The 20,422-nt window shown below is 65.2% G+C and carries 15 protein-coding genes, 2 tRNA genes and 3 pseudogenes; 9 read left to right on the top strand and 11 right to left on the bottom strand.

Annotation, left to right across the window (positions count from 1 at the left end; translation table 11 throughout):
* Window positions 1–30 precede the first annotated feature (30 nt).
* Window positions 31–678, top strand: a complete 648-nt coding sequence (gene orn, locus G6N54_RS26915; RefSeq protein WP_163793542.1) for an oligoribonuclease — start codon at window positions 31–33, stop codon at window positions 676–678.
* A gap of 32 nt (window positions 679–710) precedes the next feature.
* Window positions 711–786 (top strand) — tRNA-His (locus G6N54_RS26910).
* A gap of 530 nt (window positions 787–1,316) precedes the next feature.
* Here the strand turns inward: G6N54_RS26910 and G6N54_RS26905 are convergent.
* The 3 genes from G6N54_RS26905 to G6N54_RS26895 form a co-directional block, all read right to left on the bottom strand.
* Window positions 1,317–2,471 (bottom strand): L,D-transpeptidase, encoded by a 1,155-nt coding sequence (locus G6N54_RS26905; RefSeq protein WP_372513284.1) that lies wholly within the window; start codon window positions 2,469–2,471, stop codon window positions 1,317–1,319.
* Window positions 2,472–2,648: 177 nt separating this feature from the next.
* Entirely contained in the window at window positions 2,649–3,551 is a 903-nt protein-coding gene (locus tag G6N54_RS26900; RefSeq protein WP_163793538.1) for a DMT family transporter, read from the bottom strand.
* Window positions 3,548–5,974 carry an MMPL family transporter gene (locus G6N54_RS26895; protein ID WP_163793536.1) on the bottom strand — a complete coding sequence of 809 codons (2,427 nt, stop codon included), beginning with the start codon at window positions 5,972–5,974 and terminating at the stop codon, window positions 3,548–3,550. Before G6N54_RS26895 ends, G6N54_RS26900 begins: the two co-directional genes overlap by 4 nt.
* Window positions 5,975–6,156: 182 nt before the next feature.
* Here G6N54_RS26895 and G6N54_RS26890 point away from each other — a divergent pair, with 182 nt between their 5' ends.
* Together G6N54_RS26890 and G6N54_RS26885 are read left to right on the top strand one after the other, a co-directional pair.
* Complete coding sequence (locus G6N54_RS26890) at window positions 6,157–7,395, top strand: GNAT family N-acetyltransferase (RefSeq protein ID WP_163793535.1); 1,239 nt, start codon at window positions 6,157–6,159, stop codon at window positions 7,393–7,395.
* A 175-nt stretch (window positions 7,396–7,570) separates the two neighbouring features.
* A tRNA-Lys gene (locus G6N54_RS26885) sits at window positions 7,571–7,646 on the top strand.
* 86 nt (window positions 7,647–7,732) lie between these two features.
* On the opposite strand, the pseudogene G6N54_RS31775 reads toward G6N54_RS26885, so the two are convergent.
* Window positions 7,733–8,224, bottom strand: a pseudogene (locus tag G6N54_RS31775) (TetR family transcriptional regulator); the annotation flags it as partial.
* An 84-nt stretch (window positions 8,225–8,308) separates the two neighbouring features.
* Between G6N54_RS31775 and G6N54_RS26870 the strand changes: the two are divergent.
* A pseudogene (locus G6N54_RS26870) lies at window positions 8,309–9,162 on the top strand (lysophospholipid acyltransferase family protein).
* A gap of 14 nt (window positions 9,163–9,176) precedes the next feature.
* Here G6N54_RS26870 and G6N54_RS26865 read toward each other — a convergent pair.
* Window positions 9,177–11,384: pseudogene (locus G6N54_RS26865) on the bottom strand (molybdopterin-containing oxidoreductase family protein).
* 214 nt (window positions 11,385–11,598) lie between these two features.
* On the opposite strand from G6N54_RS26865, the gene G6N54_RS26860 reads away from it, so the two are divergent.
* Entirely contained in the window at window positions 11,599–13,338 is a 1,740-nt protein-coding gene (locus G6N54_RS26860) for a DUF3556 domain-containing protein (RefSeq protein ID WP_163793533.1), read from the top strand.
* A gap of 1 nt (window position 13,339) precedes the next feature.
* Here the strand turns inward: G6N54_RS26860 and G6N54_RS26855 are convergent, their stop codons facing one another.
* The 5 genes from G6N54_RS26855 to G6N54_RS26835 form a co-directional block, all read right to left on the bottom strand.
* Window positions 13,340–14,161, bottom strand: a complete 822-nt coding sequence (locus G6N54_RS26855) for an ABC transporter permease (RefSeq protein ID WP_163793531.1) — start codon at window positions 14,159–14,161, stop codon at window positions 13,340–13,342.
* Entirely contained in the window at window positions 14,158–15,327 is a 1,170-nt protein-coding gene (locus tag G6N54_RS26850; RefSeq protein ID WP_163793529.1) for an ABC transporter substrate-binding protein, read from the bottom strand. Before G6N54_RS26850 ends, G6N54_RS26855 begins: the two co-directional genes overlap by 4 nt.
* Window positions 15,324–16,040, bottom strand: coding sequence for an ABC transporter ATP-binding protein (locus tag G6N54_RS26845; protein WP_163793527.1), 717 nt, complete (start codon window positions 16,038–16,040; stop codon window positions 15,324–15,326). Before G6N54_RS26845 ends, G6N54_RS26850 begins: the two co-directional genes overlap by 4 nt.
* Window positions 16,041–16,392: 352 nt before the next feature.
* The gene (locus G6N54_RS26840; RefSeq protein ID WP_163793525.1) at window positions 16,393–16,995 is read right to left on the bottom strand and encodes a TetR/AcrR family transcriptional regulator; all 603 of its coding nucleotides are present in this window, start codon (window positions 16,993–16,995) and stop codon (window positions 16,393–16,395) included.
* A 63-nt stretch (window positions 16,996–17,058) separates the two neighbouring features.
* Complete coding sequence (locus G6N54_RS26835; protein ID WP_163795008.1) at window positions 17,059–17,286, bottom strand: DUF3618 domain-containing protein; 228 nt, start codon at window positions 17,284–17,286, stop codon at window positions 17,059–17,061.
* Between the two features lie 82 nt (window positions 17,287–17,368).
* Between G6N54_RS26835 and bcp the strand changes: the two genes are divergently transcribed.
* Window positions 17,369–17,854 carry a thioredoxin-dependent thiol peroxidase gene (gene bcp, locus G6N54_RS26830; protein ID WP_163793523.1) on the top strand — a complete coding sequence of 162 codons (486 nt, stop codon included), beginning with the start codon at window positions 17,369–17,371 and terminating at the stop codon, window positions 17,852–17,854.
* Here the strand turns inward: bcp and G6N54_RS26825 are convergent.
* Entirely contained in the window at window positions 17,851–19,224 is a 1,374-nt protein-coding gene (locus G6N54_RS26825) for a cytochrome P450 (protein ID WP_163793521.1), read from the bottom strand. The genes bcp and G6N54_RS26825 overlap by 4 nt on opposite strands.
* A gap of 171 nt (window positions 19,225–19,395) precedes the next feature.
* Here G6N54_RS26825 and G6N54_RS26820 point away from each other — a divergent pair, with 171 nt between their 5' ends.
* Together G6N54_RS26820 and G6N54_RS26815 are read left to right on the top strand one after the other, a co-directional pair.
* Entirely contained in the window at window positions 19,396–19,689 is a 294-nt protein-coding gene (locus tag G6N54_RS26820) for a hypothetical protein (RefSeq protein WP_163788005.1), read from the top strand.
* A 58-nt stretch (window positions 19,690–19,747) separates the two neighbouring features.
* Complete coding sequence (locus tag G6N54_RS26815) at window positions 19,748–20,197, top strand: DUF3060 domain-containing protein (protein WP_163793519.1); 450 nt, start codon at window positions 19,748–19,750, stop codon at window positions 20,195–20,197.
* Window positions 20,198–20,422: the final 225 nt, after the last annotated feature.

Below are 20,422 nucleotides of genomic sequence, written 5' to 3'. Positions count from 1 at the left end.
AGGGCTCCACGTGGGCATACGCTGAGCGCTGTGCGCGACGAAATGGTGTGGATCGACTGCGAGATGACCGGGCTGGATCTGGGATCGGACAAGTTGATCGAGATCGCAGCCCTGGTCACCGACGCCGATCTAAACATCCTCGGCGACGGCGTCGACGTGGTGATCCACGCCGATGACGCCGCCCTGTCGTCGATGATCGACGTGGTCACCGAGATGCACACCCGCTCAGGGCTGATCAATGAGGTGCGGGCCTCGACCGTCGACCTGGCCACCGCCGAGGCGATGGTGCTCGAATACATCGGTAAGCACGTCAAGCAGCCCAAGACGGCGCCGCTGGCGGGCAATTCGATCGCCACCGATCGGTCGTTCATCGCCCGCGATATGCCCGCCCTGGACGAGTTTCTGCATTACCGGATGATCGACGTCAGCTCGATCAAGGAACTCTGCCGCCGCTGGTACCCCCGCGTCTACTTCGGCCAGCCGGCCAAGGGGCTGGCCCACCGGGCACTGGCCGACATCCGCGAGTCCATCCGCGAGCTGCAGTTCTACCGCCGTACCGCGTTCGTGTCCCCGCCGGGGCCATCTACCAGCGAAATCGCGGCGGTGGCGGCCGAGCTCGCGGGCACTGACGGCGCGGCACAGCCAATTGATTCGGCTGTCGAGCCACCGAACCGCTAGTATCGACAGTCGCCGCGTGTAGCGCGGTCATGGTGGGTGTAGTTCAGCTGGTAGAGCGTCAGGTTGTGATCCTGAATGTCGCGGGTTCGAGTCCCGTCACTCACCCCACAGGGGCAGAGGGCATATCCGCCCTCTGACCTTTTTGCTTGTCCGGGACCATAGCCAGCTCAATCGGCGCCGGAACCGACGCGCGACCGTCGTCGAGCCCGGCTACCTATTACGTTGTGGCGCAGCGGCCTTGCCGTGCGGGCGGCCCTCCCGACCACCCCGCCGCCCGCGGGCGACGAAACCTCGCGGCCGATGTTTGCCAGCGCCATGTTTCTTCAAGGTCACATCGCGTAACATCACTTGCTCATAGGTTCGGAGTGGTCATGTCTGGTCTGGAGTACAAGGTTGTCCTCGCCCTGGTCCTCGCATTTATGGCCCCGGCGGCATCGGGGTGCACGTTCACCGTCGTCTGCGACCCGCTCTTCACCTGCGCATAACCCTAAGCGACTGCGCGGCAGGCGAATCCGTCAATCGATGGCCGAGGCGCCGGCGCGAGCGGGTACCGGCCGGCTCCGCCCCACCCAGGCGGGCGATCGCTGACTAGCCGGCTCGAGCACGCCGGAAGCATCGGCATAAACCCGAGGACTAGCTCAGGTGTTGGCGTTGCCGGCTTTCCACTGCGGCCAGGGGATGTTCCAGTCACCCAGGCCCTCGGTGCCGGGAAGCGTCGACCCGACCGTGTTGACCACCTCGACGATGTCCCCGCTCTTGCTGTGGTCGTAGAACCACTCGGCGTTGCTCGGGCTGACGTTCAGGCAGCCGTGGCTGGTGTTGGTATGGCCCTGCGCGCCGACCGACCACGGCGCGGAGTGCACGAAGACGCCGCTGTAGGACATCTGCGTGGCCCAGTCGACTTCGGTGCGATATCCGTTGGGCGAGTTGACCGGAACGCCGTAAGTCGACGAGTCCATGATGATGTGCTTGTACCGGCCGCCGATGATGTAGAAGCCGTTGGCCGTCGGGGTGCTGTCCTTGCCCATCGACGTCGGCATCGTCTTCACCACTTCGCCGTTGACCCGCACGGTGACCATCTTGGTGTTGTCGTCGGCGGTCGAGATGACCTCGTCGCCGATCGTGAAGTGGGTCTTGACGTTGTCCTCGCCGAACATCCCGTCGCCCAAGTCGACGCCGTAGGTGTTGACCGCCACGTCGATCGCGGTTCCCGACTTCCAGAAATGCTCTGGACGCCAACGCACTTCGCGGTTGTTCAGCCAATAGAACGCGCCTTCGACGGGCGGGTTGGTGGTGATCTTGATCGCCTTCTGCGCGGCGGCGCGGTCGGCGATGTTCTCGTCGAACCGGATCGCCACCGGCTCGCCGATACCCACGACCTCGCCGTCGCCCGGCGCGACGTACGGCATCGTCAGGTGCGCGGGCGAACTGGTCGAGAAGCTCATCTGGCGGCTCGCCGCGCCGCCGAGCCCGGTCGCCTTGACGTTCAGCGTGTAGTGCCGGTTGTAGCCGAGCTGTTCGGTGGTCGACCAGCGCAGTCCATCGGGGCTGAGTTGGCCACTGATCGCCCGGCCGTTGTCGTTGACCATCGTGACCGACGCGAGCACGCCGTCGGCAACGTTGACCGTGACCGGCGCATCGACGGTGACACCGACGGCTCCGTCCGAGACCGAGGAGGTCAGCTTGGGCACCAGCAGATCGGCAAACGGTGTGCCTTTGTCGAAGATGATCTTCGGCGGCGCCGCAGCTTGGTTACTACTGCAGGAGGTGCTGGTCACAGCAAACATCACCATGGCGATAACCAGCCAAGGTAGGTGCCTGCGCAAAGCCGTCATCAAGTGACCTTCCACATCATTCGGTTACGTTCGGTCACCGCTGACCTTGCTTAATTGCAAGCATTCTAATGGGTTTTTGCCCCGCCCCACGTCGACATTGGCGGGTTGAGCCGTTCGGTGTCGCGGTCGCGCCGGCTAAGTCGGTTGGCTCGCCGGATATTGCCGACTCGCCTCGACCTGCTCACGGGTCGCCACGGCCTCGACGCGCGCGAGTTTGACGATGGCGGCCGTCATCGCCACGGCCGCTAGGACCAAGCCGATCATGACCGCCCGCCCGCCGTTCAGGGTCTCACCGAGCACAACGACCCCCAGGAGCGCCGCTACCACCGGTTGCGATACCTGCAGGGCGGGCATCGACGCGGTCAACGGACCCGCCCGAAACGCGAACTGGCTTCCCGCGACACCCCCCACCGCGACGAGGATCGCGGCATACAGTTCGGGGGTTCGGAGCACCGCCCCGCCCCCCTCGCCAAGCCGGGCGACGACCTCCTTGGCGAGCACGGCAAAAATCCCCCACAGCGAACCCGACACCAGGGCGTACAACAGTGCGGCGACCGCGCCGCCCCACCTGCGGCCGGCGATGACGCAGGCGAGGAGCAACGGGCCGAGCACGACGGCGACGGCGATCCAGGTCCTCAACGGCGCGGAGGAATGACCGGGCTGCGGGTTGCCGACGACGACGATCACGATCACCGCTGCGGTGAGCACCCCGGCCCAGATCCACTCGCTCGAGTGGACCGTGCGGCGGGCGAATCTGGCGTTGATGGGCAGTGCGAACAGCAGGGAGAGCATGAGCAGCGCCTGCACCAACAGCACCGAGCCCCGACTCAATGCCGCCGCCTGCAGGGCAAGGCTGGCGATCAGCAACACTGCACCCCACCACCATCGTTGATTTCGAAGCAGGCTGGCGAACAGCTCGACGTGCCCGATCGAGGAGTCCTCGACGCAGTGCGCCGCTCGTTGCTGTAATACGTCGCCGATCGCCACGCAAAGCGCGGAAGCCAATGCGAGCAGAACGGCGATCTCGACCTTGGTCATGGCAAGTTCTCCGTCGATATACGGGATCTGCCATCGGAAGTCATTGTGGTAGGCCATCTTCTGATCAAGCGCCGCTGTGGGCCGGCCACGTCGGCGGCCCACCGGCGCCGTCCCACCGCAGCGGCGGCGTCTTCACCGGTCGCGGAGCGCTCTCGCAGCCGAACCATTGGCGCGGGCGCCCACCACGTCCACCGGCCCAGCAGGTGAATAAAGGCCGGTACCAACACCATTCGAACCAGTGTGGCGTCAACCAGCACCGCAAGCGTCAGGCCCACACCGAGCATCCGCATGAACGACACGTGCGCGGGGATCAACGCGGCAAACGAAATCGACATCACCAGCGCGGCGGTGGTGACCACGCGGCCGATGCCGGCAATGCCCAGCGCGGTGCTCTCGTCGGTGGCAGCGCGTGCCTCCACCGCGATCGGACGTCTTTCGTGGGCGGGCGCGGAAGCCAGCCAGTACTCGTGAATCCGGGAGACCAAGAACACCTCGTAGTCCATGGCCAGTCCAAATGCGATGCAGAACAACAACACTGGGATGTTGGCGTTCAACGTCCCGTTCGGCGTCGTCCCCAGGGCGTTGAGGTGGCCGTCCTGGAAGATCCACACCATGGCGCCGAACGCGGCGGTCAGCGACAAGACGTTGCACACCAGGGCTTGCAACGGAAGCACCACACTGCCGGTCAGCAAGAACAGCAACGCGAAGGTGATGACCGCAATCAGCAGGAACACGATCGGCAAGCGGGTGGTGATCGCATCGATGCTGTCACGGTTGATCTGCGCCAGCCCGGTCATCTCGGTGGACCGTCCTGCCGGTCCGGCGACTTTGTGCAATCGATCGAGTTGGGCGTTGGACGCCTTCGAATACAGCGGTGCGGTGGTATCTACGGTCAGGAATGCGGCGCCGTTGGCGAGCCCGGCGGCGGCCGCGGGCGGTCCCACCGCGTTGCCGGCCACGAACGTCCCGGTCGGCGCGCTGACCGCGGACACGTCGGGTACCCGCGACAGTTGGGCGGCATAGTGACTGACGGCCGCCGGTGTCACACCACCGGCGTCGGGGACGACGACGGTCACGGCGGTCCCCGGCCCGTTGCCGAAATCCTCGTCCAACATATCGGCGACTTGGCGCGCCGACGCCGACTTCGGCAACACCCGCTCGTCCGGGAATCCCCACTTCACCCCCAGAAACGGAACCCCCATTAGCAGCAGCAGCGCGACCACCCAGAGACCGACGGGCACAGCGTGGCGCAACACGAACTTCGTCGATCGGTACCAGAACAGCGACTCGACCGGCGTGTGCGCATGATCGCGCCACGACTTCCGTTGGTGTCTGACCCCGAATAGGGCGCGGTGCACGATCCCGGAGACGTCGAACGCGTCAAGTCGCGAACCGAGCAACGTGATCGCGGCCGGGGTCACCACGACGCTGGCGAGCGCGACGATGACCGCGGTGACCACGATCGTGTACGCGGACGATTTCAGGAAATACATCGGAAACAGCGCCATGACCGACATCGACAACGCAACCGTGGTGGCGGAAAAAAGCACGGTGCGCCCGGCAGTCGCCATGGTCCGCAGCAGCGCCTGGTCCCGATCCATCACTCGCGGCAGCTCCTGGTCGCGGTTGCCCGCCCGGGCCACCTCCTCGCGGTAGCGGCTGATGATCAACAGGTTGTAGTCGATCGCCAGGGCCAGACCCATGGCGATGCTCAAATCCAGCGCATAGGTCGACAGGTCTGTTGCGAAGGCGATCAGCCGCAGCACCGACATGGTGCCGACAATGGCGAGTGCGCCCATGACGATCGGCAGCGCGGCCGCCACCACGCCACCTAAAATCCACACCAAGACCGCGAAGCTCAGCGGAATCGCGATGGACTCCATCAACAGCAGGTCCCGCGCGTTCTGGTCGTTGATCTGGGCATACGCCATGGCCATGCCGCCCGCGCGCACCGTGACACCGTCGCGGTCATACACCAGTTGGTCGGACAGCGTGCTGGCGTATTCCTGAGCGTCGTTCTCGCCGCCTTTGAGGCCGGCGACGATCATGCCCGATTTGTCGTCCTTGCTGATCAGCTGCGCGGCGGCCGGCGGCGGCGACGTCCACGCCGAGGAGAGGTTCAGCACCCACGGCGACTGCTTCAGGTGGGCGACGATGTCGGTGCCGACTCGGCGCGCCTGATCGCTGCGAACACCGGCGGGTGCGGTTACCACGATGATCATCTGCTGATCGGTCTGGCCGAATTTGTCCCTGAGCACACCGGTCGCGCGGGCAGATTCCGACGTGGGGTCTTGAAAGCCGCCGCCGGACAGGCTGTTGATCACCGGGAGGCCGAAGATCGCGGCCCCTACCAGGGCCAAAGCGGCGACCGCGATGATGCGGCGGGGCGCGGCGATGGCGAGTCGAGTGATTGCTTGCAGCATGCGATACCGCAGTACCCGAAAGATGCCGGTTGACCCGTCGAATCCGAAAGCGCATCGCATCGGATTCCCGGAATGAGGTTTGGGCGTCCGGTCCCTGGGTATCGGACGGAAAGGCTGTCTCACCAAGTGGATTCGGCTCAGCATGCGCCGGTTAGGCTGAGCCAGAAGGAGATTGGCGAGCAATGAGTGCATCTGACGACGCCATCAACATCAGGCATCCATCCGACAACGATTCGCAGGCAATCTTTGAGAGCCAGGCCCGAACCTTCGGCGATCTGCTCGGGCCGCAAGACGTCGAAGCATGGAAGCGGCGGGTCAAACTCGACGACATCCTGATTGCCGAGGATGTCTCCGACCCGAGCCGCCCGTTTCTGGTGGGGACGTCCATCATCTACCAAACGCGTCTCACCGTGCCCGGTGGTGCCAGCCTTCGGGCGGCGTGGCTGGCCATGATCACCGTCGCCTCAACCCATCAGGGGACGGGAATTTGGGGGCAGCTCAGCGCCCAAGGGCTGGGGATTCTGATGGACAGGGGCTACCCGCTCATCGTGGGCGTCCCGACCCAGACCGCGATGTACGACGGTTTCGGCGCGGGCGTGACGAGCTACAGCCGCACCTATTCCCTCGACCGTCGTTTCGCGAAACTGCGCGCCAAGCCGAGCGCGCGACGGGCTCGCGAGGTCGGCGCCGCCGAAGCCGGGCGCGTGCTGCCGAAGATCTATGAACGCTGGTGCGCCGCCACTGCTGGTGCGGTCAGTCGGGACGACGCCTGGTGGACAGACTTTTTCGAAGACCGGGCCACGCAGCGAAGCGAGGCCACCGCCCTGAACTACACGGTCCACCCGGACGGCTTCCTGTCCTACCGCGTGTTCGGTCAGATGAATCACGGATTTCGGCCGCCGCTGGGCACCGTCGTCGTCCAAGACTTCTGCCCCATCACCGACGAGGCCCATACCGAACTGCTTCAGACATTGCTAGCCTTGGAGGTGTTCGACGAGATCGAGATCGATGTGCCGGTCGATGATCCACTTCCGCTCAAACTGCGTGATCAGCGTGCCGCGGCGACCGCGGGCCAAAGCGATTTCCTGTGGGTACGGATCAACGACGTGCCACACGCGCTGGGCACCCGCGAGTACTTCGCCGACCTCGACGTCGTCTTGGACGTCGCGGATCCGCTAGACCTGGCCGGGGGGCTGTTCCGGCTGCAGATCCGCGACGGTGTGGGTAAATGCACGCCGGAGGAGGGCCCCGCGGACGTCAAGCTCGGCCTGGCCGATCTGGCCAGCCTGTACATGGGTACTCATTCGGCATCTCAACTTGCCCGCGCGGGCCGTTTCACGGAGCTTCGTCCAGGTGTCGCGCGCGACCTGGATGCCGTGTTCCGTACCGAGCGGGCACCGTACTGCGGGACCCTGTTTTGATATTCGCCACAAACGAATGTCCCTGCGCTGGCGGGGTTTTCGCGCTCTACGAGCCGGCTAGGCGTCGGAGGTCACAATACCGCCGCCAAGCGGGCCGCTATCCTGGAAGAAATCCAGAATTTCGTCCTGCGACAGAAGGCCTGTTATTGTTGCAAACCGGTCTTGGCTGACCAAGGCGCCGTTAGCTCAGTTGGTAGAGCAGCTGACTCTTAATCAGCGGGTCCGGGGTTCGAAACCCTGACGGCGCACCACAATTTGAGGTTGAGGGAGCAACAATCCGCCGGGCCGCCTCCACGGCGGCCGCGCGGCGCGCGGTAATCACCGCAACATCGGCCGTATCGGCGTCGGGATGAGGCGATTGCGCCCAGGCCAAGGCGATGCCGAACAACAGCACCAACAAGTCCATCGGCTGCCAGAAGGCATCCACGTAGCCCGCCGACTGGGCCGCCTCGATGGTGGCGATGTCGCGGGCCGCGACCGATTCACGGCCGTCGGCGGGCGGCGGGTCCAACACCAGACCCTCCAGATTGGCCCACGTCATCATCCGCAAGTGCTCGGGCCGCCGGCAGGCCAGGTCATAGATCTCGCCGACGAACTCCGGCACCGCGTCCGCACGCAACGTGACGGCGGCGAAGAACTCCGCCATGTCGGCGGCGACCACCCCGCGGAACAGCGTCTCCTTGTCCTTGAAGTGCGCGTAAAGCCGCTCCTTGCTGGCATCCGCGTCGCGCGCAATGCGATCGATCCGGGCACCGGCCAGCCCGTACTGCGCGAACTCCGACCGTGCGGCCGTCAGGATCGTCTCGCGAAGTTCGGTCGTGGTCCGCATGGTGACGATCATAAACCATACGAACTAGTTCGTTTGGTATAGCGGTGTCATCTTCCCCCAGCCCGAGCCGAGGTTGCCGTGAACATGCCGATCGATATCGATGCCGTGATGAACCATCCACGCCGCGCGCAGTTCTTGCGTGGCGTGCTGGAGAAGGTTCACGACGGCATCACGCCTCTGATCGACCTGTGGCAGCCCTACGTCACCGGCCTCGAGACGCTGCCTGCCGACGGCCGATTCCTGTTGGTAGGCAATCACACTCAGTTCAGTGGCGGCGAAGTGCTGCTGATTCCACACTTCGTGCGGCGCGCGCTGGGGGTTCGGGTTCGGCCGCTGGCGGACCGAAGATTCTCCCAGCGGCCCGGCTTCGGGCACGATCTGATCACCGCTTACGGCGGCGTTGTCGGTGCGCCGGAGACCGCACGGGAGCTGATGCGGCACAACGAGACCATCCTGGTTTTCCCGGGCGGGGCCGAGAAATCGCCAAGTTCAAAGGCGATGAGTACCGCCTCAATTGGCGCGGCCGCTCCGGGTTCGCCCGCATCGCCGTGGAAAACAACTACCCGATCGTCCCCGTCGGCTTGGTCGGCGGCGACGACGTCTACAAGAGCCTGGTTACCCGCGACAGCAGAATGGGCCGGCTCAGCCAGGCCATCAGCACGAGGCTGTCGGGCAATGCGGATATGGCGATGCCGTTGCTGCGCGGCGTCGGACCCACCTTCATCCCCCGCCCGCAGCGGATGTATCTGAGTTTCGGCCGGCCGATCGACACCGCGAAGCCGGAAAACGAATCGACCGAGAATTGGGTGGAGTCGGTGCGCACCGCGACCCAGCAATCGCTGGAGACGATTCTGAGCGATCTGTTGGCCGTCCGCGCCGAGGACCCTTTCCGCGAGCTCAACCCACTGGCCTGGCCCCGCGCGGTGGCGGTCGGCTAGTTAGTCGGGCTCGCTCATTCGGCGGGGGCGATACCCACGTAGGAAGAACTCATCGCGGGCGACTGCGAAAGCGGGTCGTATTTGGACCCGTCGATGAGCAGGTTGCGGTTAACCCCGAACGACTCGGGCGCACCGCCGCCGCGGGGATCGAAAGTCCTTGAGCCCCAGCCATGGTCGACGATCACAACACTGCGACGCGGCTGATCGCTGATCAGCGCGGGCAGATCGATCTCACCGACGGGTGAGAACACCTTGACCCGGTCACCGGTCGCGATGCCCAGCGGTGCGGCATCGTCGGGATGAATCACCACCTCGTTGCGTTTGCCGGACGGGTGCAGTCCCGGCAGATCGTTCATCCACGAGTTCATCGAGTGCCGGTGACGCCGGTTCGCCAACTGGAACGGGTAGCCCTGCGGCGCGCACGGATGCGGATCGGCCAGCAGTTCCCGGCACCTGGCCAGGAATTCTGGCGGCGCGGCGTGCACCATCTAGTCGTCGGTCTTGAGTTCGGCCTTGAAGTTGCCGTATTCGGGCTTGCCGAACACGAACCCGTGTGGATGGGCCATGATGTCGCGCCATTTCACCTTGCGCCCGGTGGCCACCAGCAGCCGGTCGATCCACTGTGGACTGAATTCCAGCGCGGGCCTCCCGGTGATCCTGGCGAGCGTCCGCGATGCCTTGACGAAGCTGTTGACACCCTTCATCCCGAACAACGGCTTGCGCATCGCCAGCGCGAGGTCGGTGAAGATCCGCCACTCCGGCCGCGCCCCCGGGGGCGGCTCGATGGCCTTGGGGCCATAGATCGCGAACGGCTCGTCGTGCAGCCCACTCGTCAGCGCGTGCAGATCGTCGCGTTCCAGCCAGTGCACGACGGGAAGCAGCCAATGCGCGTGCCGGTGACTTTCTCGCTGGACCAGATCGATGGCGACCAGCAGGTCGAGGTCCTGCAGGGCTCGATCCAGTTTGGCGCCGTTGGGTCCGGCCACCACAGGATTGCCGCCGTTGATGATCATCGCGCGGATCTGTCCGCGGCCGGGTGTGGTGATCTCGTCGGGCAATTCGTCGAGGCCGTGATGACCGGCGACCATGTCACGACCGTGCAGCCGCGACTTGTGCGCGACCGGCTTGGCCATCATGTCGAAAAGCTTCAGCGAGTCCACGTAGCCCTGCTCGTAGCGGCGACCGCCCGGCCGGTCGATCCGCCCGGTGATGACGTTGAGGACGTGACCGAGCCACTCGCCGATCGTGCCGGCCAAGTGCAGCGACACCCCGGTCCGGGTCACCACCATCGCGCCGGGCGCCGCGGCGAAATCGCGTGCCACCGCTTCGATCTGGGCCCGCGGGATATCGCACCGGGCGGCCAGGTCGTCGAGGTCGGCCTCGGCGACCAGCTTGCGCAACTCGGGTACCCCCGTTGCCAATTCGAGGCAGTCCCGCCGATGCTCGCGTCCCTCGTCGAGGATGACCTTCACCATGCCGAGCAGCAGCGCCCAGTCCTGCCCGGGCCGCACGGCCAAATGCATGTCCGCCTTGGCCGCCGTCTCGGATCGAACCGGATCGACCACGACGACCGTCGCGCCCTGGCGCTGGCGGTCGAGGGTGCGCTGCCACCCCGCCGGGACGGTCTCCAGCCAATTCCAGGCGCTGACCGCAGGATTCGTCCCCACCAGCAGGAAGTAGTCGCAGTAATCGATGTCGGACACCGGCGCCATCAGCTGGGAGCCGTACATCGCCGTGGCCACGACGTGCATCGCGTTCTGGTCGACCGAACCGACGAAGTAGCGGCTGTAGCTGCCGAGCGCATCCATGAACGCGGTCATGAACATGACGCTGGGCGCCGAAAACGCCGCCGAATTGCCCCAATAGCAGCCGACGGCGTCGGGACCGCCGGTTTCGATGAGCGCATTCATCCGGGTGGCGATATCGGCGATCGCCTCTTCCCAGCTGGCCTCCACATAGCTATCGCCGACGCGTCGCATCGGGGCCAGGATGCGCCGCGGGTGTTCGACCATCTGATTCGCGGTCCGGCCTTTGGCGCAGAAGTCGTGCCAGCTGTGCGGGTTCTGTTTGTCGGCCGAGATCTTCAGCACCCGATTGTCTTTGACCGTCACCTCCACGCCACATGACGCCAGGCAGTATCGGCAAGACGTATGCACCGTCTTGCTATCCGCCACTTCGCTTTCGGTCCGCACTGCCGGGACGGTGCTCTCCAAAGCGGTCATCGACTCACCTCACAGGTCGGCCGTGGTCTGAAATGCCTGGTCGGGCATCGGGGGCTGCGCAAGTGAGTCTAAACCTAATCATCTTAGATTAGGTAGCGCTCCCGGGAATCCCACACAGCGGGCTTTCGCCTGCGCATGCCCGCTGACCGCAGGTAATTTCTTCGTGACGCCGCGGCCAGTACTGCCGATCGGCGCCCGTGTCGAAGGAGCTGTAATGGGGTTCATCCAGCCCAACCTGCCCGTCGTCGACATCCCCGAGTGGAGCAAGCTCCCGCGCGCCGAGCGACTCATCCCGATGCAGCGCCACGTCGCCGAGAACGGCTTCGGCATTCCCCTGATCATGCATGTGATGTACGGCGCGAAGATCGCGCTCTACATCTTCGGTGGCTGGTTCTTCGGCTGGTGCACGACGGGCATCGGCGGCCTCACCGACGTCAGTGCGTGGTGGTCGGAGCCGATCGTATTCCAGAAGGCTGTGCTGTTCACCATGCTGTTCGAAGTCGTCGGTCTCGGTTGTTGTTTCGGACCTTTGGCCGGGCGCTACTACCCGCCGATGGGATCGATCCTGTACTGGTTGCGGCCCGGCACCATTCGGCTGCCACCCTGGCCCAACCGGGTACCGCTGACCAAAGGCATCGACCGGACCCCGTTCGACGCGTTGCTCTACGGCGCGCTGTTGGCGTTGCTCGCGACGGCGCTGGTATCCGACGGCTCCGGTCCAATTCCGGTCCTGGACACGGTGATCGGCGTGCTGCCGCGGTGGCAGACCCTCGCGATCCTCGCGGTCCTGGCCGTTATCAGTCTGCGTGACAAGGTGATCTTCCTGGCCGCTCGCGCCGAGGTATACGGACCGCTGGCGCTGGCGTTTCTATTCGTCGGCGCCGACATCGTGATCGGGGCCAAGCTCGTCTTCATGGTGATCTGGCTGGGCGCCGCCACCTCGAAGATCACCAAGCACTTCCCGTTCGTGATCTCGACGATGCTGGCCAACAACCCGTTCCTGCCCTCGGGAGTGCTCAAGCGGTCACTGTTCAAGCACTATCCCGACGACCTGAGGCCCAGCGCGCTGTCGGGGTTCATCGCGCACTTCTCCACTGCGATCGAAGGTTTGGTGCCGCTGGCACTGCTGTTCGCGCACGGCGGCTGGCCCACGACGATCGCCGCGTTCGTGATGATCGTGTTCCACCTGAACATCCTCCTGGCCTTTCCGATGGGCGTGCCGCTGGAGTGGAACGTGTTCATGATCTTCGGCGTGCTGTGGCTGTTCGTGGCGCACGCGCCCATCGGGCTGTCGGATCTGACCAGCCTCTGGCCCGTCGTGCTGTTCGCGGTCATCACGACGGTCGTGGTGGTGGGAAACCTGTTCCCGCGCAAGGTTTCTTTCCTGCCCGGTATGCGTTACTACGCCGGCAACTGGGACACCACCGTGTGGTGCGTCAAGCCTTCGATGGACGAGAAATTCCGCATCGGCTCCCGTGCGCTTGGCCCGATGCAACACCTGCAGCTCGAGCGGTTGTACGGCAGCAAAGAGGAAACGCTGATCCCGTTGCACCTGGCGCTGGCATTCCGCGGGATGAACACGCACGGGCGCGCGCTGCTCACGCTGGTACACCGCGCGCTGGCCGGCTACGACGAGGACGACTACAACCTGTGCGAGGGCGAGGTGCTCTGCTCCATGGTGCTCGGCTGGAACTTCGGCGACGGGCACATGCACAACGAGTGCCTGATCGAGGCGATGCAGCAGCGGTGCGGATTCGAGCCCGGTGATGTGCGGGTCGTGATTCTGGATGCGCAGCCCATCCACAAACAGCGGCAGGAATATCGGCTGGTGGATGCGGCGACCGGTGAATTCGAGCGTGGTTACATCGACGTCGACGACATGGTCACCACCCAGCCGTGGGCCGACGACCTGCCGGTGCACGTGCAGCGCAGTACCGCACCCGACACAGCCTGATTCAGCCGCGCCCCGACGACAGCAACCGCCGCGCGGCGAGATCCAGCGCGTATCCGATGACGCCGATGACCACGATCACCGCGACCACCTGTCCGTAGGACAGCTGATCGCGTGCGTTCAGGATCTGATAGCCCAAACTGGAACGCACGCCCAGCATTTCGGCCGGCACCAGCACCACCCACGCGATGCCCAACGCGACCCGTAAGCCGGTTTGCAGGTGGCCGCGGATCGCGGGCAACACCACGAGGGTCAGCTGCTCGATTCGGCTCGCCCCGAACGACTTCGCCACCTGCAGGTAGCCGGAATCGACGCTGTGCACGCCGGCTGCGGTGTTGATCAGGATCGGCCACACCGCCGCCGCGGCGATCAGGAAAATAACGGGCTCATTGCCGATTCCGAAGATCGCCACCGAGATCGGAGCCCACGACAGCGGCGAGATCATGCGCAGAAATTGGATGACGGGACGGGTGGCACGGTCTGCGGTGTCGCTGAGCCCGACGAGCAGTCCGGCGGGAATCCCGATGACCGCGGCCACCAGCAAGCCGACGAGCAGCCGCCACAGGCTCACCTCGGTGTCGGAGATCAGCACGCCCCGCTTGTACAGCTCGACAAGGGATTTGGCCACCTGCCCCGGTGTGGTCTGGTGCAGCAGGGATTGCGGAGAGGCAAGCGCGGCGGTGACGAGCCACCAGAGCGCGACCGCCACGCCGATGGCCAGCGCGGGTGGCCACCAGCGCCGCAGCACGGACCACTTGGGCGCGGACGTCGTCGCCGGTGCGTCCGTCTCTCCCGGCGCGGCGGTCTCGATTCCCTGTGCGGTCATAGCGGCTGCACCTCTTCAGTTCGGGTCAGGTCGGAAGGAATACCGAAGCGCGCGGCGCCGCCGTGCCCGTCCAGCGCCGCTCGCACGAAGCTGTCGTGAACCAGTTGCGCGTGCGCGACCGCGGGATCGAGCCGATCCAGGAACCCCCGGTCACCGTCGACCACGGTGGCGTGCATCGCCTCCACCAGTCGCCGGGTAAAGCTCGGGAACGGGAATGGCTGATAGCCCAACCGCTGCGGCTGCCAATCCGGATGCGCGAGCCGAAAGTCCTTCGGGTTGTAGGTGAGTGCGGTCTTGATGGCCGGAAGCGGCTGGGGCAGATAGGCACCACTCGACAGTGCCGCAGCCGCGGCGGGCCGGTTGTCGTTAATACGTTGCTGCGCAAGCACAATCGAGTTGACCAGGGAGCCTGCCGCCTGCGGACGGTTCTCGATGAGGTCCTCGTGCGCCAGCACCACACAGCAGGCGTGGTCGCGCCACACGTCGCCCAAAAAGGTGTGGATGCGGCCGATCTTGCGCACCTGAGCCATGGCGTTGAACGGATCGGCCACCACGTAGCCGCCGATGGAACGGTTGGCCAGTGCGGGCACCATGTCCGACGGGCTCATCACGATCAGCTCGACCGTGCGGGCACTGCGCGAGGCGCTGCGGCGCACCACCGGCAGCAGGTCGTGCGCGCGCAACAGCTCCTGCAGGATGATGTTGTGGATCGACCACCAAAACGGGATCGCCACTTGGGTTCCCGCGAGTTGTCCGATGTCGGTGATGTTCGGCGCGACGGTCAGCGCCGAACCGTTGGTGTGGTTCCAGGCCAACACCCGGACGGCACTACCCAAGGCGAAGCGCAGCTGGATGGCCATCGGCATCAGCATGTGCACGGCGTCGACCTGACGGGTGACGAACGCCTCGGCCAGCGACGCCCAGCTGCGGAACAGTACCGGCTTGGCCGAGCTGACCACGCCCGGCTGGTAGAGACCGGCGGCGTGCGCGATCAGCAGCGGCGCCGCGTCGGTGATGGGCAGGTATCCGATCCGAAGCTGTCCGCTGGTGTTGGTCCGGTCGATGCTCGCGGCGCGGGCCAGGTCGGCCACCCCCGCCACTCCCCCGGCCGCGGCCAGCGCGGCGCCCGCGGCCAGCAGCGACCGGCGCGAGAGCACGCCGATCATTGTTCGACCAGTCGGTAATGGTCGAGTATCTGTTCTCTCAGCTCGGCGTCATCGGCATCCGGTTGCCATTCGCGGCGGATCCGCCCGTCGGGGCCGAGCAGCACCACCCGGCTGGCCAGTTGCAGGGCCTCGTCGACGTCGTGGGTGACCAGCACGACGGTGATCCCGAGCTCGACGGCGAGATCGGCCAGCCAGCTTCGCAGGTCGCCGCGAATGGCGGGATCCAGCGCGCTGAACGGCTCGTCCAGCAGCAGCAGCCGGGGCCGGGTCGCTACCGCGCGGATGATCGAGACGCGCTGCGCCTGCCCGCCGGACAACTGGTCGGGATATTGGTCGGCCACCCGCTCAAGGTCGAAACGCCGTAGCAGTTCCTGAGCGTATGCGGGTTCGAACGACGCCCGGTTCGCGGCGAATCGTGCTGCGAAGAGGACGTTTTCGCGGGCGTTGAGCCACGGCATCAGCAGCGGTTGCTGAAACACGACACCGGTGTGCGGCCGGGCCACGGCGTTTCCGGTGGACCACTCGACCGTTCCGGAGGTGAGTTGCTCCAGGCCGGCGATCACCCGCAGCAGAGTGGACTTGCCACTTCCGCTGCGCCCCAGTATTGCCAGGAAGTCGCCGTCGTCGATTGTCAGGTCGACGTCGGCGAGTGCGGGTCTGGTGGACCCAAAGCTCTTGTGGCCACCGACTATCCGCACTGTGCCAGTTGCCACGTTGATGTCCTTTCGGTAAGCCCGGAGCGCCTCGCACATCGCAGGGCAGGCACGTGGGCGACGCTTCCACAGACAGACCGCTCTGTCTACGCGACCGGGTTGGGACCTTGCGCGGTTCTGCCAGCGCATAGCGGGTGCTGTTGTGGCCGGTCGTCGGCGCCTCGTCCGACAGGTCGCCAGCGTGGCGACGAATCTCTATGCGGCACTGTGTGATTCAGATTTTAGCTGGAACCGCCTCGTTGTTGGCGACCGCCTTGAACCGCGTCCGCACGGCGCTCTTGCCGGGAAATGATGCTGGTCACACCGCCGGCCGGAATTCAATCGTGTTGATCGGAACCGTTCTGACCGGCCGCTATCGACGGCAGGCGCGATCGATCAGTTCGGCCGCCACACCCCGGCCCAGCTGAATCGGCTCTACCGACCGTTCGAGCTTGGAGCCCGCCAGCGCCCCGTCGCAGAGCAACTGGAACCGCCGGGCGGTCGAATCCGGCGAACGTGCGCCGGCCGACGTCATCAGCGCGGTCAGACACGATCGCACCCATTGGCGGTGGGCGTCGACGGGTTCGAAACGCACGCCCGGAAACTCGGTCACCACGTTGGCGTACAAGCAGCCGGGAAATTCACCTCGCAGTCCATTGGCGATCGCGAGATCGAAGAACGTCAACGCCTTTTCGACGGGACTGGCCACCGTTGCGGTCGCCTTCTCCCATCGGTCGCGATCGGCACGATCCAACTGCGTCAGGTACGCGAGCACCAAACCCGCCTTGGAACCGTACGAGTCGTAAAGGCTGGCCTTGGCACACCCCGATTCGCGCAGGATCCGCTCGATCCCGACTCCCCGAATCCCATGCGCGGCAAACAGCCTTGTGGCCCCGGCAAGCAGCCGGTCGGACGGGGACGCCGAGCGCACGGGTTGATCACCGGCCGTGGCGACCTCGCGGGCGGGGCTGTTCATAAGCCGACGCTAGCAGAGCTCAGGTGAGTAGACAGAGCTGTCTGTCTACCCGGCGAACGTGGCTCAGCGGTTCCTGACCCGGCGCACCACCACGATGACGACCACCGCACCGACACCGGCCAGCGAGGCGGCCACCGCGGGTTGCGTGACGAACCCGATCACCCTGGCCTTGAGGTCGTCGGCGAGGCGGCGCGGGTTAGCGCGCTCGGCAAGCGAGTCGACGGTGGCCGCGAGCTGGTCGCGGGCGGCGTCGATCTCCTGCTTGATGGCGTCGGGGTCGCGGTCCACCACGTGTCTGTCCTCCAACTGAGCCTCGTGCACCTGAGGCACTACCCTAGTGCCGACGCTCTGGTGAACCGAAAGGGGAAGCACTATGACCGACGGGAAGACCGAGACCACGCGGCTGGCACCCGGGGACAAAGCGCCCGCCTTCAGCCTTCCCGACGCCGACGCCAAGTTGGTGTCGCTGGCCGATTACAAGGGACGCCGTGTCGTCGTGTACTTCTATCCGGCGGCTTCCACCCCGGGCTGCACCAAGCAGGCCTGCGACTTCCGCGACAGCCTCGCCGAGCTCAACGAGGCCGGACTCGACGTCGTCGGGATCTCCCCCGACAAGCCGGAGAAGCTCGCCAAGTTTCGCGACGCGGAAGGGCTGACCTTCCCGCTGCTGTCCGATCCCGAGCGCAAGGTGCTGACCGCGTACGGTGCCTACGGCGAAAAGCAGATGTACGGCAAGACCGTCACCGGCGTGATCCGCTCCACGTTCGTCGTCGACGAAAAGGGCAAGATCGCCGTCGCACAGTACAACGTGAAGGCCACCGGACACGTCGCCAAGCTGCGCCGCGACCTGTCCGTCTAGTCGATGACGACCGCCTCGGCGTACTCGGTGATGGGCCGCGCGCAGCCCTGTTCGTCGCAGATCCGCTGCAATCTTTCCAGCGTCTCGTCGATTCCGGGTCCGACGCGCTTGCCGGGCGTGAAGGTAGCCGGAAGATGCTGCATGCCCTGGATCACGCCGATCGTCGGATAGTGCACGGTGCCCTCGCGGTCACAGCGGTAGCCGGGCATCCGCTCGAGCACGGCCATGAGCATCGACTTGAACACGACGCGCGCGACATTGGATCCGATGCAACGGTGGATGCCAAGCCCAAAGCTGAAGTGCCGGTTGTTCTTACGGCCGAGGTCCAAGCGATTCGGCTCGGGAAACACCGCGGGGTCCCGGTTGGCCATCGCCCAGGACAACCACAACCGATCGCCCTCCTTGAACTGCGTGCCCGCTATTTCGAGGTCGGCGGCGATCGTACGACCGTCGCCCGGAGCGGGCGTGAAGTAACGCAGGAATTCCTCGGTCGCCGAGTCGAGCAGCGTTTCCGATTCCCGCCTCAGCAGTTCGCGCTGATCGGGGTTTTCGCCTAGCCATTCGAGTGCGTGCGCGGTCAGCGCCGTCGTGGTGTCGAAGCCGCCGCCGATGATCAAGCCGAGCATTCCAAGGAGTTCGGCATCGGGGGCGGGTTCGCCGTCGATGTGGAGCCTCGCCAGCGCGTCCACCAGGCCGGGGCACGGGTTCTCCCGGATCTCCAGCAGATGGTTGAACAGGTCCATCCCCATCGCCATCGTCTGCTCCAAAACCCTTGGGGCGTCCGGAGAATCGGCGGGCGTGTAAACACTGGCGTGGGCCGGCTCGCAATACAGCTGCCACTTCTTCAGGGGAACGCCCATCATCGCCAGAGTCAGGACGGCGGGCACGACGTTCGCGAGATCGTCGACGAAGTCGATCCGCCCGCTTTCGATCTTCTCGTCGATGCTCGCCCGCACCATCTCGTCGACAAACGGCTTCCAGCGCTTGACGGCCGCCGGCGACAGGTAGGGGTTCAGGATGCTGCGGTAGGCGGAGTGCTCGGGTTCGTCCATCTCGAGCATGCCGCCACGGACACCGGTGCCCTGCGGCAGCGTGGGAATGGTGATGCCCTTATAGCCGGTGCCTTCGCCCGTCACGTCGTGGTCGTTGGACACGTGTGGGCATCGAGCGAGCTCGAAGACTTCCCGGCTGCCCGCGGCCACCCAATGCCCGTCGTAGGTGTCGGTCCACGCCATCGGGCACTTGGCGTGCATCTCCTCGGTGATCGCGGTGAACCGCTCGCGGTACTCCGGAGTGTGGCGATCGAAGTGGTAACGGTTGGTCTTGCCGGCCTTAGCTGACTTGCCGGTCAGGGTGTCTTCCGTAGTCACCGTGGCCTCTCCTGCGGACGAGTGGCTGCATGTAGTAGCAGTATGCGACGAGACTGTCCGTCTACAAAGCATCCGGGCTTCAATTGGGATCGGTAGCCGCACGCGATCGCCAGAATTTCGCCAATGGATCGCCATAACCCGCGGCGCAATTGCTAACCAAGAGGTCAAGGGATGAATACACCTCGCACCTTGGGCCGGATCGTCGCGGCCGCGTTGATATCTGGCGGCGTAGCGGTAGCCGGCCTGGGCCTGGCCGCACCCGCGCAGGCCGGGCCATCCTATTGGCATTACTGCCCCGGCCAGAAATGGGGATACACGGTTCCGATACCGCCAGGATTCGACTTGAGTGTGTGCCACTGGTTCGCCGTGACCGTGACCAACGGCCCGTCCGGCCCGGTGTATCACTTCGAGGAGGCCAATCCGGCCGACGTACCCCCACCGGCACCCGGCTTCCCCTGGCCGTGAAACGTCGCGACTCGGCGCGACATCACCAAAACTGAACCGCAGAGCGGACTATTGAGCGATGGACCCGGAAGAAGACCCGGAGAAGAAAGACCCTGGGGGGACCTGGTGGCGGTGGTGTGGGGGCGTCGCGAAGCTGGCGAACACGCCGCGAGCATGGGGGCTATTAATGGGTGCGGTCCTTGCCGCGTTTGCGATCGCGGCTCTCTGGGGCCATTACTCCGGCACCACCGTGCACGGAAATCTCACAATGATCAATGGCGGTGCGAAGGAAACGATCGACTGCAACGACGGAAATCTGAGGTTGGAAGGTGACAACAACACCTACACCGTCACCGGCCACTGTCGCAGGCTTGACGTCTCCGGAAGCGCAAACCGCGTCACCGTTGACAGCGCCGACATCATCAGTGTTTTCGGCGACGACAACGCGATGATCTACCACTCCGGGTCACCGACAATCAATAAGACGGGCAACAACAACACCGTGTCTCAGCGCCAAAGCACCCGTTGACGGACAGACTGTTTTAAGCGCAACCCGTAGGGTGCCCAAGTCTTCGGCGCCCTGTCTCACGTCGGCATTGTGGTCATGCTGACCGTGTACTTTCTCGCCGATATGCGCCGCATCCGCGCAGGCTTCTACCGATTGATGCCCGACTCCCGAAGGCCGCGCGCCATACTGATCGGCAGCAGCTGCTGTTTCCGGTGCTCGACGAGGCGTGAGCCGCGCCGAAAACGC

The organism is Mycobacterium stomatepiae, assembly GCF_010731715.1.
Lineage (GTDB): Bacteria > Actinomycetota > Actinomycetes > Mycobacteriales > Mycobacteriaceae > Mycobacterium > Mycobacterium stomatepiae.
The sequence above is the reverse complement of the archived record's forward strand: the minus strand, read 5'-3'. Positions and strand labels throughout refer to the sequence as shown.

What these genes read in the sequence shown, in the direction of transcription:
- G6N54_RS26900 (WP_163793538.1), bottom strand. Translation starts at nt 3,551, where the DNA reads ATGACCAAGGTCGAGATCGCCGTTCTGCTCGCATTGGCTTCCGCGCTT.
- G6N54_RS26905 (WP_372513284.1), bottom strand. Translation starts at nt 2,471, where the DNA reads ATGGTGATGTTTGCTGTGACCAGCACCTCCTGCAGTAGTAACCAAGCT.
- G6N54_RS26895 (WP_163793536.1), bottom strand. Translation starts at nt 5,974, where the DNA reads ATGCTGCAAGCAATCACTCGACTCGCCATCGCCGCGCCCCGCCGCATC.
- bcp (WP_163793523.1), top strand. Translation starts at nt 17,369, where the DNA reads ATGACCGACGGGAAGACCGAGACCACGCGGCTGGCACCCGGGGACAAA.
- G6N54_RS26815 (WP_163793519.1), top strand. Translation starts at nt 19,748, where the DNA reads ATGGACCCGGAAGAAGACCCGGAGAAGAAAGACCCTGGGGGGACCTGG.
- G6N54_RS26855 (WP_163793531.1), bottom strand. Translation starts at nt 14,161, where the DNA reads ATGACCGCACAGGGAATCGAGACCGCCGCGCCGGGAGAGACGGACGCA.
- G6N54_RS26840 (WP_163793525.1), bottom strand. Translation starts at nt 16,995, where the DNA reads ATGAACAGCCCCGCCCGCGAGGTCGCCACGGCCGGTGATCAACCCGTG.
- G6N54_RS26890 (WP_163793535.1), top strand. Translation starts at nt 6,157, where the DNA reads ATGAGTGCATCTGACGACGCCATCAACATCAGGCATCCATCCGACAAC.
- G6N54_RS26850 (WP_163793529.1), bottom strand. Translation starts at nt 15,327, where the DNA reads ATGATCGGCGTGCTCTCGCGCCGGTCGCTGCTGGCCGCGGGCGCCGCG.
- G6N54_RS26860 (WP_163793533.1), top strand. Translation starts at nt 11,599, where the DNA reads ATGGGGTTCATCCAGCCCAACCTGCCCGTCGTCGACATCCCCGAGTGG.
- G6N54_RS26820 (WP_163788005.1), top strand. Translation starts at nt 19,396, where the DNA reads ATGAATACACCTCGCACCTTGGGCCGGATCGTCGCGGCCGCGTTGATA.